A 13,271-nucleotide genomic window follows, 5' to 3' on the forward strand; every position below is an offset into this window, starting at 1 on the left:
GCCTATGAAATCGCTTTTCCTGAGCGTGAACGACACGCTGTACCGCAGCTGCATCTGGATCGCGGGCCTGTCGATCCTGGCCATGACGCTGATCATCCCGTGGGGCATCTTCGCCCGCTACGTGCTGGGCACCGGCTCCAGCTGGCCAGAGCCAGTCTCGATCCTGCTGATGGTGGTGTTCACCTTCGTTGGTGCCGCCGCCAGCTATCGCGCCGGGGCGCACATGGCGGTGGGGATGATCACCGACCGGTTGCCGCCGCTGCAGCGCCAGTTGGTCGCCCTGCTGGTACAACTGCTGATGATCGTGGTGTGCGTGTTCATGACCTATTACGGCACCCGGCTGTGCATCACCACCTGGAACCAGTCGCTGGCCTCGCTGCCCGGTGTGCGGGTTGGCATGACCTACGCGCCGATCCCGGTCGGCGGCGTGCTGACGCTGGTGTTCGTGCTGGAAAAACTCCTGCTGGGCGATCAGAGCAACCGCAAGGTCGTGCGCTTTGACCTGGTCGAAGAAAACGAAGGAGCTGCATAAATGGAAGCGTTCATTCTGTTGGGCAGTTTCATCGTGCTGATTCTGATCGGTATGCCGGTGGCCTACGCCCTGGGCCTGTCGGCGCTGATCGGCGCCTGGTGGATCGACATCCCGCTGCAAGCGATGATGATCCAGGTGGCCAGTGGGGTTAACAAGTTCTCGCTGCTGGCCATTCCGTTCTTCGTGCTGGCCGGCGCAATCATGGCCGAAGGCGGCATGTCACGACGGCTGGTGGCCTTTGCCGGGGTGCTGGTGGGCTTCGTGCGTGGCGGCCTGTCGCTGGTCAACATCATGGCCTCGACCTTCTTCGGCGCAATTTCCGGCTCGTCGGTGGCCGACACCGCCTCGGTGGGCTCTGTGCTTATCCCGGAGATGGAGCGCAAAGGTTACCCGCGTGAATTCTCAACCGCCGTGACCGTCAGTGGCTCGGTGCAGGCGCTGCTGACCCCGCCCAGTCACAACTCAGTGCTGTACTCGCTGGCGGCGGGCGGCACGGTATCCATTGCCTCGCTGTTCATGGCGGGCGTGATGCCCGGCTTGCTGCTGAGCGCGGTGATGATGGGCCTGTGCCTGATCTTCGCGAAGAAGCGCAACTACCCCAAGGGCGAAGTGATCCCGCTGCGCCAGGCGTTGAAGATTGCCGGTGAGGCGCTGTGGGGCCTGATGGCCATGGTCATCATCCTCGGCGGCATCCTGTCGGGCGTGTTCACCGCGACCGAATCGGCAGCCGTGGCGGTGGTGTGGTCATTCTTCGTGACCATGTTCATCTACCGCGACTACAAGTGGCGCGACCTGCCCAAGCTGATGCACCGCACGGTACGGACCATCTCCATCGTGATGATCCTGATCGGCTTCGCCGCCAGCTTCGGCTACGTGATGACCCTGATGCAGATCCCGTCGAAGATCACCACGGCGTTCCTGACCCTGTCGGACAACCGCTATGTGATCCTGATGTGCATCAACTTCATGCTGTTGCTGCTGGGCACGGTGATGGACATGGCGCCGCTGATCCTGATCCTTACGCCGATCCTGCTGCCGGTGATTACCGGTATTGGTGTAGACCCGGTGCACTTCGGCATGATCATGCTGGTGAACCTGGGGATCGGGCTGATAACGCCACCGGTGGGCGCCGTGCTGTTCGTGGGCTCGGCCATCGGCAAGGTGAGCATCGAGTCGACGGTGAAGGCGCTGCTGCCGTTCTACCTGGCGCTGTTCCTGGTGCTGATGGCGGTGACTTACATACCGGCCATCTCCCTGTGGCTGCCTAGCGTGGTGCTGTAACTGCAATCGGGGCCGCTCTGCGCCCCATCGCCGGCAAGCCAGCTCCCACAGGATTGTGCAGCCTTCCAGCCCTGCGCAACCCCTGTGGGAGCTGGCTTGCCGGCGATGGGCTGCAAAGCAGCCCTCTGGTTCTTTCTGCAAATGGATCCTGCACATGGCTGTTCCCTCCTCGGCTGTACCTCTATTCCCGCGCAAACTGGCCATCGCCCTGCTCGCCCTGCTGGCCTGTTCATTCGCCGGCAACCACATCGCCGCGCGCATTGCCTTCGATGACGGCACCGGCGTGCTGCTGGCGATTCTCTGCCGCTCAGGCATCACCTTGCTGGTGCTGGCCTGCCTGCTGTTGTGGCAACGCCAGGCGCTGGGCCTGCCCGCAGGCACCCGGCACTGGCAACTGCTGCTCGGCCTGCTGATCGCCACCCAAAGCCTGTGCCTGTACTCGGCGGTGGCGCGCATTCCGGTAGCCCTGGCGCTGCTGGTGGGCAACACCTTCCCGATGCTGCTGGCGCTGCTCACCTGGGCGCTGGGCGGCGCTCGCCCCACGGGCCGCACCGTGCTGTTCATGGGCCTGATCCTGTGCGGCCTGGTGCTGGCGCTGGATGTGCCGGCACGCCTGGCCGACAGCAGCGTGGCCAACCCGCACTGGGTGCCTGGGGTCAGCCTGGCCTTTGGCGCCGCCTGTGCCTTTGCCTGCGCCTTGTGGATCACCGACCACAAGCTGGCCAGCGTGCGCGGCCCCGTGCGCAGCCTGCTGACCTTGCTGATCGTGTTCTCCAGCATGCTGGTTGCAGGCGCAAGCGGCGTGATGCCGTCAGGCTTGTCACTGCCGGGCAGCAGCAGTGGCTGGGTGGCTCTGGCCTGCCTGGTGGTGCTGTATGGCCTGGCCTTCACCTTGCTGTTCGTCTGCGTACCAAAGCTGAACATGGCGCAGAACGCACCGGTGATGAACGTCGAGCCCATCGCCACACTGCTGCTGGGCTGGGCCTTGCTCGACCAGCAGCTCGGCACCCTGCAATTACTCGGCGGCGCCGTGGTGGTGTGCGGCATCGTGCTGCTCACCTACCGTCGGGCCAGTTGATTGTTCATCTGAAAGGAGCCTTGAATGGCTGTGACCGAACTGCACCTGCAGGACCGCCTGACCCGCCTGAGCCTGGCTCCGGAGCTGGGCGCCAGCCTGGTCAACTGGGAAGTGAAAGCGAGCGGGCAAGCGCTGCTGCGCCATTCCGACCTGGCCGCATTGGAAAGTGGTACGCCACGACGCCTCGCCTGCTACCCGCTGGCGCCTTGGTCCAACCGTATTGCGGAGGGTGGTTTTGCCCGGCCCGAGGGTTGGCAGCTACTGGCACCGAATACCGGGCATGACCCTTATCCGATTCATGGCAGTGCCTGGCAGCAGGCCTGGCAGGTGGAGCACCACAGCGAGCGACGCGCGCGCCTGACGCTGCACAGTGAAGTGCCGTTTGCCTACCTGGCCACGCTGGACGTGCACTTGCACGAGGGGGGCCTGAACCTGGACCTGCATGTCACCCATCTGGATGAGGCGGCAACCTGGTATGGCTTGGGGTTGCACCCTTACTTTCCGCGGTATCCCGATACCCAGCTGTATGCCACGGCACGCAAGGTGTGGCTGGCCGAGCCCGGGCGTTTGCCGTCGTACCAGGCCCAGGTGCCCGAGCAGTGGTGCTTCAATGCCTTGGGCCGTTTGCCCGAGACGGTGGTCGATCATGCCTTCAGTGGCTGGCCCGGAGAGTGTGTGATCGAACAGCCAAGCGCGGGTTATCGACTGGCGTGCAGTGCCAGCGGGGCTGAGCAATTCTTGCTGTTTTGCCCGCAGGGGCAAGGTTTTTTCTGCTTTGAACCGGTAAGCCACCCGGTCAATGCGCATCACCTGCCAGGGCGGCCGGGGTTGCGGTTGTTGCAGCGGGGGGAAGGAATGAGCCTGGGGTTCAGGATGCAGTATCGACCCCTTTGATTGTGTTGCCTTGATGGGGGCTGCTGCGCAGCCCATCGCCGGCAAGCCAGCTCCCACCCGACCAGATGCGCAGTACCTGTGGGAGCCTGGCTTGCCAGCGATGGGCCGCAAAGCGGCCCCAAATTCTCACGCCTTAAGCCAATGCCTCGGTAGCCCTCACCATTGGCTTGCTGGATATATCTCCCCGCACCTCCCGCGCCACCTTCCACACCAGCACTGCCGCCACAATATCGAACGCCGCCAGCACCACGAACAGCGGGCTGTAGCCAATCTGCGTGACAAGCACCCCGAACACCAGGGTAAACGCTGCTGCCCCCAGGTAACCGCACATGCCGCCCATGCCGGTCGCCGTGGCCACCTGGTCCTTGCTGAACGAGTCGGAAGTGATGGAGTACAGCGCCCCTGACAGCGTCTGGTGGGCAAACCCGCCAATGCACAGCAACAGGATCGCCGTGTAAGGGCTTTCCACCAGGCCGATGCAGGCCGGGCCGATCATGCAACTGGCCCCAAACACCAGGACCATCTTGCGCGAGGTGAACAACGACACCTTGAAGTAGCGGTGGAACAGCGGGCTCAGATACCCACCCAGCACACAACCGATATCGGCAGCCAGGAACGGCAGCCAGGCGAACATCGCCACTTCCTTGATGTTCATGTGCCGCTCGGTCATCAGGTACAGTGGAATCCAGGCATTGAAGGTTTGCCAGGCCGGCTCGGAGAGGATCCGCGCCGATGCGATGGCGTAGAAGTTGCGCGCCTTGAAGATGCGCTTCCACGCGCCCTTCTCGCGGCTGTCCTGTTTGAAGTGCGCTTCCTGCCCGGCCAGGATGTAGTCGCGCTCCTCATCACTCAGGCGTTTCTGGTCGCGCGGGTGCTTGTACAACAGCATCCACAGCAGGGTCCAGACGATGCCGGAGACGCCAACAATCACGAATGCCAGCTGCCAGCCACTGTGCAGAATCGCCCACACCACCAGCGGCGGTGCCAGCAAGGCGCCCAGCGATGAGCCGATATTGAACCAGCCGATCGCCACCGAGCGCTCCTTGGCCGGGAACCACTCGGTGGTTGCCTTGACCCCGGCCGGCAAGCCGGCGGCTTCGGTCATGCCCAGCAGCCCGCGCATGAAGGCCATGCTCTGCCAGCCGGTGGCCAGGGCCGCGCCAGCACAGGCCAGCGACCAGGCCATGGCGAACACGGCAAAGCCCAGCTTGGTGCCAATGAAATCAATGAACCAGCCGGCTACCGGCTGCATGAGGGCGTAGCACACCTGCCAACTGGCGACGATCTTGGCGTATTGTTCGGTACTGATGGAGAGGTCGGTCATCAAGGTGGGGGCGGCCACCGAGAGGGTGTTGCGGGCGAGGTAGTTGACGACGAGCCCAGCCGTGACAAGGCTGACCATCCACCAACGGATGCCTTTCATCTTCATGGTTCACCTGAATTTCTTGTTTTTAGACTGGCGAGCGATTGGCGCGAACACCGGCAGCGGTATTTGCGACAAATTGTTTCAGGCGAAAGAGTGCCACGTCATAGGTCATCGTACAACACTTATTATTTCTTAATGTTTCGCCCCGTGTTGTACGATCTCAGTCCAGCTGTTGGGCCCGCAGCGCCTGCGCTAGCATGTCGATGAAGGCCCTGACCTTGGCAGAGCCGTACTTGCTCTCGCGATGCAACACATGAATCGGCCAGGGCGCCTCCTCGTACTCCGCCAGGATCACCTGCAACTGCCCACTGGCCAGCTCATCTGCCACCTGGTACGACAACAGGCGGGCAATCCCCAGCCCGCCGCTGGCGGCAGCGATCGCCCCGTCATTGCTGGTCACCGTCAGGCGCGGCTTCATGCGCACCAGGGTTGGCTCTTCAGTCACGCCAAAGCGCCAGCCGGCACGGGGCGACAGGTTGGTGGTGCCGATCACGGCATGCCCGGCCAGGTCGGAGGGATGCTTCGGCACGCCATGGCGCGCCAGGTAGTCGGGGGACGCACACAACATGCGCCGTACCCTGCCGACCCGCAACGCCTTCAACCCGGAGTCGGGCAATGGGCCGATGCGCACGGCCACGTCCATGCCCTCCTCGACCATGTTCACCACGCGGTCGAGGAAGTAGGCAGAAACATCGACGTCCGGGTACTGCTGCAGGTAGCGGACGATACACGGCATGACAAACTTCTTGCCGAACAGAATCGGGGCGGTTACTGCCAGGTCGCCTTTGGGGGTGGCGTTAATGCCGGCGGCCGCTTCGTTAGCCTCATGGATACTGGCCAGAATATGCCGGGTGTCCTCCAGGTAGCGGCCGCCAGCTTCGGTCAACCGCACACTACGGGTAGTGCGCAGCAGCAACTTGACCCCAAGCTGGTCTTCCAGGGCACTGACGGCGCGGGTGACGGCGGCCGGGGAAATGTCCAGGCGCCGGGCAGCAGCGGCGAAGCTTTCCAGCTCACCTACCGCGACGAACACCTTCATCAGGTGGATCTGGTCCATGCGGGCTCCTGAGTATTTGGGGTGCCAGGATTATCGGATATTCGGCTGTTCTGTGCTGCCTGCCGGCGATGAGGCCAGGACAGGCATATCAGATATCCAGCACCAGCGCCTGTACCCCCTCCTCCACCTGCGCCGGCACCGCACAACAGATCAGCACCGATCCCGCCTCCGGCAGCTCTGCCGGCGGGTTCGGATAATGCACCTGGCCGCTTACCAGCCTGGTCTTGCAGGTACCGCACGACCCACCCCGGCAACTGAACTCGGGCGCAAGCCCCCGTGCCTCGGCCAGCTCCAGCAGGGTGCCGCTGCCCGGTACCCATCGCGCTTCCTTGGCCGACGCTGCGAAGTACACGGGTACTGGCTCGCTTGCCGAGGGCGGCTGTTGCCAGGTAGGTTGGCCTGCATCCGTGTGCCGCCGCAGCGTCGACGGCCCAAAGGCTTCAGCGTGAATGCGCGCATCGGGCACATGCACCGAACGCAGCCCTTCATACAGGTCCTGAGTGAAACTGCCCGGGCCGCACAGGTAGAAATCGTAGTCGTCCAGCGCCAGCGTCGCCTTGACCTGCTCGATACTCAGCCGGCCGACAAACTCATAATCCTGCCCGACCACGGCATGGTCTTCTGGCTGACTCAGGGCGCGATGAACGTGTAGCAAGCCCCCGGCCTGTTGGCGCAGGCCCGCCAGTTCCCGCCCGAATGGCAAGTCGGCGAGGCTGCGAGCACCATGAAACAAATGAATTCGCCGTGCCTGACCTTTGCGCAATTGCTCACGCAGCATGGCCAGCAACGGCGTGATCCCCACACCCGCGCCAATCAGCACAAGCGGGCGCGTACTCTGCTCATCCAGTGTGAAACTGCCCATAGGCGCGCGCACATCCAGCACATCACCTGGCTTGACGCGCTCATGCAGGTGCCGAGAGGCGGGCCCCTGCGCTTTTACGCTGATACGCAGGTAGCCATCGGACGGTGCGCTCGACAAGCTGTAGGTCCGGATCATCGCGGCCTCACCGTCGATCTGCACGTGCACCGGAATGTGTTGCCCTGGCGCAAAGGCCACACTGCCATCACTCGGCGGTTCAAGGTAGAACGAGCGGATATCGCGGCTCTCCTGCTCCACCCGCAGCACACGCCAGGCCTGCCATTGACGCTGTCGCTGGCGTTGCTGCAGGCGTGCATCTGCCTCGGCCCAGGTGCCCGTCATCAGGCTGGTCGGTGCGTACTCCTTGAACGCCCAACGCAGGGAAACCGCCGCCGGGCGCCACACTACCTGCTCCACTTCCAGCGTCCACAGCCGCTCGGCACCTTCGAAGGCCTGGATGGCCGGGCTGTCCAGCAGCACCTCGGCACGCCCGCACAGCTGCAGCACGTTGCCGTTGCTGAAGTCGATGAACAGCAAGCCGGCCCGCGGGTTCACCAACAAGTTGCCCAAGGTGTTGAAGTGCAGGTTGCCCGCGTAGTCGGGAATGATCAGCCGATTACCCTCGACCTTGACGAACCCTGGCCGGCCGCCACGGTGAGAGACATCCACAGAGCGCTGGCTGTCACCCTGCTCGACATAGCTGGCGACAAAGAACGTGTCGGCGGCCTGGATCATGCTGACGCTTTTGGCGTCCAGCGTTGTCGCATCGACACGCGCCTGGGCGGGCTCGGCGACACGGGTGTAGTCACGCAACTGGATGTACTGCGGGCAGTTGCCGAACGACTGCTCCACCCTCACCTGCAGTTGCCCTTCGGCAGCCTGGCGGATCTGCCCGTTGATGCGATTGCGCCGACGGGTGTGCAGTTCGATACCCAGCAGGCCGACCGCCTGCCCGGCTACCAGCCCCGGCGTGGCGGGGTCATCTGCTGGCAGCGTGGTGTCGATCGTCAGCACGCGAGGGTCGGGCGAACTGACGAACCCTTCCGGCCCTTCCAGCAGGGTGGCCCAAGGCCGACCCAAGGCGTCCACACTGGCGGCGACCATGAACGGCAACTGGTGATAGAAACTACGGTGCTGGTCGGGCATGTAGTCACGAATGACCTTTTGCCCGAACGCCTCCATGCGCTCTGCTACACCGGCCTTTTCCTGCAGGGTCTTCTCGCCCGCATGCCAGGGCGAGGGGCGGTGGTCCGGGGGCTGTTGCATGGTGGCGTTCCTCTCGAAGGCGAGGTATCAGGCGCTGGTCTGCAGCCCGATCACAGTACGTGGCATGGGCACGAAGCCCGGCAGCGACTCGATCCGTGCCAGCCAACTGCGCACGTTGGCATAGGGCTCCAGCGACACGTTGCCTTCGGGGGCGTGGGCGATGTACGAGTAGTTGGCGATGTCGGCGATGGTGGGCGTGCTGCCCGCCAGGAATGGCGCCTTGACCAGCTCGGCGTCGATCACCTTGAGCAGGGTATGGGCACGGGCAATGACTTCGTCGGTGTTGAACGCAGCGCCGAACACGGTCACCAGGCGCGCAGCAGCGGGGCCAAAGGCCAGCGGGCCGGCAGCCACCGACAACCAGCGCTGCACACGGGCGGCGGCAGCGGGTTCTTCGGGCAACCAGGTGCCGTTGTCGTACTTTTTGGCCAGGTAGACGAGGATGGCATTGGAATGGGCGATCACCGTGCCGTTGTCATCGATGACCGGGACTTGGCCGAACGGGTTGAGGGCCAGAAAATCCGGCTGCTTGTGCGCGCCTTTGGCCAGGTCGACGAACACCAGCTCGGTGGGCAGGTTGAGCAGCGAGAGCATCAATTCGATGCGATGGGCATGGCCAGACTTGGGGAAGTTGTAGAGCTTGATCGGGTTCGACATGGGTTTTGCTCCTGGTCAGCACCGGGATGGGCTGGTGGAGCCTATGCTGCACTGGATCGGCTGGCAGCAGAATCAGCGCGCAAGGGAAACCATAATTTCGCGGGGCGGAATAATGGTTTCCTCTGCGCAAGTACGGGCAGGCCAGCGCTAGCAAACAAACATCAGGTCAGTGCAACTTCTTGAAATGCCGGAACAATCCACGTGCAGCCTCGACCACCTGCGGAACACAGTCCTGGATATCGGCTTCGCTCATCTGGTCTAGCAGCTCGAAGTTATCTTCAAGCCCATGCAGGGAAATGGCCTTGAGCAATGGGTCCTGCTCTGGCGGCAACTCGCCCCAACCGGCAACCTGGGTGCCGCGCATATAGCCGAAGCACCACTCCTCCAGAACGATCACCGTGCCTGCCTCGCCCTCGGTTTCCTCGAACAGCGGCTCGAAATGGTCGACGTTGTCAGACAGTTCCTCATTCACCTGATTGGCATAGCGCAACATCAACGCGGTGTACGCTTCCTCGTGCGCTGGCTTCTTGAACTTCGGTACCTTGCCACCGGCCACTGCGGGCAGCCATTGCTCGGGGAAAACGGTCACCGGCGAGCTGGCCAGTGCTGTGAAAAAGCCATTGAGCTCGGCCAGGTTCAGCACGGAATAGTCGTTGCCGTAGGTGATCAACAGGTCTTCGAGACGGTCGAGTTCTTTTTCGCTGAGTACGGGGAGCATGGGTCAGAATCCTGGGAAGCAAAAGTGTGTGCACCCTAGCACAGCAAGGCCGCAAGGGCTGCCCGCGTGATACATGGCGCGGGCAGATCGGTCAGGCGTGCAACCAGTCCTGCAGCTCATGTCGCCGGTCGGTGCCGATCAGCAGCCACAGCAAGATGCGGCACTTGCGCGGGCAGAGTTGCCCGGCCATGTGCACGCCTTTTTTCTGCAGATCGATCTCTGCACCGGCAAATCCATAGGTTGCCCGGGCGGTTGGCCCATTACCTGTGCGTGTGGCCACCACTACCGGCAAGGTGGGCGCCACGTGTTCCAGCACATCGGACCAACTCGCGCTGACATGCCCAGCGCCGAAGCCGGCGATGACCAAGCCTTCATAACCCGATGTGGCCACCGCGTGCAGCCGCGCCGTGTCTGCGTCCAGGCAGGCTTCCAGCAGGGCAACGCGCTGGTCGGTGCGATGCGGTAACGGCAGCACTTCCCGGCGCCCAGGCGAATGGTGATACAGCACAGCCCCCTCCACCACTTCGCCCAATGGGCCACACCCCGGCGATTCGAATGCCGCTATCGCCATGCTGGCGGTCTTGCGAACCCTTGCCGCGCAGTGGACCTGGTCATTCATCACCACAAGCACACCTCGCCCGCAGCTGCCCGGTGCCAATGCAACCTGAGCCGCAGCCAACAGGTTGGCCGGGCCATCGTTGCCCGGCTGGCTGGCCGAGCGCATGGCACCGGTCATCACCAATGGCGCATCGAACGGCCAGAGCAGATCCAGAAAATAGGCCGTTTCCTCAAGGGTGTCGGTCCCTTGACTCACTACCACAGCCTGGGCTCCGCGCTCCACCTCGCACCGGGCCCATGCCAGCACTTGCAGCAACGTCGCGAAGGCCAGCGATGCACTCGGGACCAGGCACAGTGAAGCTACGTTCAACTGCGCCATCTCGCGCAACTGGGGGACTTTAAGCAATTGCTGCTCGCAGTCGAGGCTTGGCGTTACACCACACCCAACAGCCCCCGCCTGCATACTGACTGTGCCCCCCAGGCTGGCGATCGACAGCCTGGGCAGGCTCGAATGTTCACTCATGCTTCTCCCCCCACAAGTAACCCAACCAGAGGTACGATCCCCAAGGTGCTGATGGCCATCGATACCACGTTTCCGATGTAGCCATGCACATAAGCAGGCAAGCGCTGCGTGATCGCCACCGCCAGCGGCGGAGCCACCAGCGCACCCAGCACCGCGCTGGCCATCACCACTTGCCAGCCGCCGCCATGCGTCAGCAATGCGGCCGGGACGACCGATACGATCGGAATGTAAGTAGGGCATCGTAGAGGTCGATACGCCGGTCCCGCGGCAGGTCGTTGAGGTTGTTCCAGATCGGCGCCGAGCGTGCACTGCTCAGATCTACATCGGCATAGAGAATTTCTTCGGCCTCTGCACTGCCCACTTCGCCGATCGGCCAGCCATTGGTACCGGCGATCAGCGAGCCCCCCAGGAAGCGCCCGCCCCGCTCGCTCCCGACACGGTTCGCGGCGGCGATATAAACGTTGTTGACATGCGCTGCGGTCATGGTCAGGTACGAGGCCATGCAGCGCCCTGCTTTATCGAACAAGGGTGGCGGGGTCCATACCCAGTTGTTGAGGCTGCAGATGATGTCGGCGCCTTGCCCCGCCATCAGACGCGGGACTTCCGGGAACCATATGTCCCAGCATATCAGCAGGCCGATACGGCCAATCGGCGTCTCGAATACCGGGAACCCCAGATCGCCGGGGGTGAACCAAAGTTTTTCCTGGTTCCAGAGGTGCGCCTTACGGTAGTGCCCGAGCCGGCCTTCAGGGCCAAACAGTACGGCGCTGTCGTAGAGCTTCAGCCCGTCGTGCTCGGAAAAACCTGCGGCCAGGTAAACCTGGTATTCCCTGGCGAAGTCTGCCCAGGCTTTCAGACTGGGGCCGTCCTGCAGCGTCTCTGCATGGGCATAGGCTTCGGCGCGGGAGTTGAAGGTGTAGCCGGTATTGGCCAGCTCAGGCAGCACTATCAGGTTGGCGCCTTCGCGTGCTGCGCGCCGGGCCAGTGCCAGACCATTACCCAAGTTGCGCTCACAATGCTCAAGACCGACCTGGGGGTCGTACTGGATGACAGCGATACGTACAGGGCTGACGGGGGAACAGGACTCAGACATGGCGGCTTCCTTTTTGTGGTTGTTTTGGAAGGACACCAGTAAAGCGATGTTGGGCTTGGGAGGGACAGTCAGGAGGGTCCTATGGGACCGTAGGGCAATCGCATGATCGCAGTAGGACTCCCCCTACAAAATGCCCCGTACGCCGCTATTTCCCAACCTGATAATGTGGGTAGTGCTTAAGGGTAAAGCCACCATTGAATTGCGCTGAAGTGTTGTTGCAGAGGTTGATGACCGTATCAATTGCCGTGCGCAAACACGGCTCGATCCACCCGGCGTCAACTGAGAAGGCGATATCCGACCCTGACCCGGCCATTTTCCAGCCTCTGCACCGCGCACACGGACGTATCTGTCAGCAGCCCGTCAGCTCTTTTCAGAAGGTGGTCATAAAGCGAGATCCCTCCCATGCCGACGTCCAGATACAAGAAGCTTTCGTCCAGGGCCGCAAGCCCCAGATAGGCAGGTCCTTGAAACGGCAATCCCCTGCAATCTTATAGAACCAACTGTGATGTTCTGGTGTTCTCCATGAGTTGAAGAACCTGAGAATGACCAATTGCGAGATCAGTTCAGGGGTGGTTATGCACCACCCGCCAACACCCACAGAACCGCAAGGCTCATGTGGATGCCAGCTTGAAGTTACGATGCGGGCGTTATGCCTTACACCGCCAGCGCACGCTCACGCAGCTCGCTGTTGAGGATGCGGTCGTTCTCGCTGTAATCGACCGGGCAGTCGATCACGTGCACGCCCGGGGTCTTGATGCAGTGTTCCAGCAATGGCAGCAGGCCTTCGGCACTTTCCACGCGGTGACCGTTGGCACCGTAGGCTTCGGCGTATTTGACGAAGTCCGGGTTGCCGTAGTCCAGGCCAAAATCGGTGAAGCCCATGTTGGCCTGCTTCCAGCGGATCATGCCGTAGCCATCATCACGCAGGATCACCACGGTGATGTGCATGCCCAGGCGTACTGCGGTTTCCAGTTCCTGGCTGTTCATCATGAAGCCGCCGTCGCCGCACACCGAGATCACCGGGCGGTCAGGGTGCACCAAGTGTGCCGCCATGGCCGATGGCAGGCCGGCGCCCATGGTCGCCAGGGCGTTGTCCAGCAGCACGGTGTTCGGCTTGTGCGCCTTGTAGTTACGGGCGAACCAGATCTTGTAGATGCCGTTGTCCAGGGCAACGATGCCTTCGGACGGCAGTACGCGACGGATGTCGGCTACCAGGCGCTGCGGGTAGACCGGGAAGCGGTTGTCGTCAGCCCCTTCGGCGATCTGCGCTTCGTTGGCTTCACGGATGGCCAGCAGGCGGGTGAAGTCCCAGTGCGACGTGTCGTTCAG

Annotated in this window: 12 protein-coding genes and 1 pseudogene; 4 read left to right on the top strand and 9 right to left on the bottom strand. The window is 62.8% G+C overall.

Going from position 1 to position 13,271, the window contains the following annotated elements:
* The first annotated feature begins 4 nt into the window (after positions 1-4).
* The 4 genes from AC07XM_RS26210 (at position 5) to AC07XM_RS26225 (ending at position 3,785) form a co-directional block, all read left to right on the top strand.
* The gene (locus AC07XM_RS26210; protein WP_003254832.1) at positions 5-532 is read left to right on the top strand and encodes a TRAP transporter small permease; all 528 of its coding nucleotides are present in this window, start codon (positions 5-7) and stop codon (positions 530-532) included.
* A complete protein-coding gene (locus AC07XM_RS26215) occupies positions 533-1,813 on the top strand; it encodes a TRAP transporter large permease (RefSeq protein WP_016488692.1) in 1,281 nt (426 codons plus the stop codon).
* Between the two features lie 154 nt (positions 1,814-1,967).
* Positions 1,968-2,891 carry an EamA family transporter gene (locus tag AC07XM_RS26220; protein WP_102690351.1) on the top strand — a complete coding sequence of 308 codons (924 nt, stop codon included), beginning with the start codon at positions 1,968-1,970 and terminating at the stop codon, positions 2,889-2,891.
* Between the two features lie 24 nt (positions 2,892-2,915).
* Positions 2,916-3,785 (top strand): aldose 1-epimerase, encoded by an 870-nt coding sequence (locus AC07XM_RS26225; RefSeq protein ID WP_102689918.1) that lies wholly within the window; start codon positions 2,916-2,918, stop codon positions 3,783-3,785.
* 133 nt (positions 3,786-3,918) lie between these two features.
* Here AC07XM_RS26225 and AC07XM_RS26230 read toward each other — a convergent pair whose 3' ends face one another.
* The 9 genes and pseudogenes from AC07XM_RS26230 to AC07XM_RS26270 all read right to left on the bottom strand — a co-directional run.
* Entirely contained in the window at positions 3,919-5,214 is a 1,296-nt protein-coding gene (locus tag AC07XM_RS26230) for an MFS transporter (RefSeq protein ID WP_102689919.1), read from the bottom strand.
* 157 nt (positions 5,215-5,371) lie between these two features.
* Positions 5,372-6,268 carry a LysR family transcriptional regulator gene (locus tag AC07XM_RS26235; RefSeq protein WP_049275914.1) on the bottom strand — a complete coding sequence of 299 codons (897 nt, stop codon included), beginning with the start codon at positions 6,266-6,268 and terminating at the stop codon, positions 5,372-5,374.
* A gap of 88 nt (positions 6,269-6,356) precedes the next feature.
* Entirely contained in the window at positions 6,357-8,393 is a 2,037-nt protein-coding gene (locus tag AC07XM_RS26240) for a pyridoxamine 5'-phosphate oxidase family protein (RefSeq protein ID WP_102689920.1), read from the bottom strand.
* A 27-nt stretch (positions 8,394-8,420) separates the two neighbouring features.
* Positions 8,421-9,050: a glutathione S-transferase family protein gene (locus tag AC07XM_RS26245; RefSeq protein ID WP_102689921.1), complete on the bottom strand. Its 630-nt coding sequence runs from the start codon at positions 9,048-9,050 to the stop codon at positions 8,421-8,423.
* A 166-nt stretch (positions 9,051-9,216) separates the two neighbouring features.
* Entirely contained in the window at positions 9,217-9,768 is a 552-nt protein-coding gene (locus AC07XM_RS26250) for a UPF0149 family protein (RefSeq protein WP_016488699.1), read from the bottom strand.
* 91 nt (positions 9,769-9,859) lie between these two features.
* The gene (locus tag AC07XM_RS26255) at positions 9,860-10,849 is read right to left on the bottom strand and encodes an asparaginase (protein WP_102689922.1); all 990 of its coding nucleotides are present in this window, start codon (positions 10,847-10,849) and stop codon (positions 9,860-9,862) included.
* Positions 10,846-11,085, bottom strand: a pseudogene (locus tag AC07XM_RS26260) (hypothetical protein); the annotation flags it as partial. The pseudogene AC07XM_RS26260 and the gene AC07XM_RS26255, both read right to left, overlap by 4 nt.
* A complete protein-coding gene (locus AC07XM_RS26265) occupies positions 11,040-11,942 on the bottom strand; it encodes a nitrilase family protein (RefSeq protein ID WP_102689923.1) in 903 nt (300 codons plus the stop codon). The pseudogene AC07XM_RS26260 and the gene AC07XM_RS26265, both read right to left, overlap by 46 nt.
* A gap of 654 nt (positions 11,943-12,596) precedes the next feature.
* Positions 12,597-13,271: thiamine pyrophosphate-dependent enzyme (locus AC07XM_RS26270; protein WP_495045820.1), on the bottom strand; the 675-nt coding region annotated here is incomplete at its 5' end.

This window comes from Pseudomonas sp. GW460-LB5 (genome assembly GCF_059423245.1).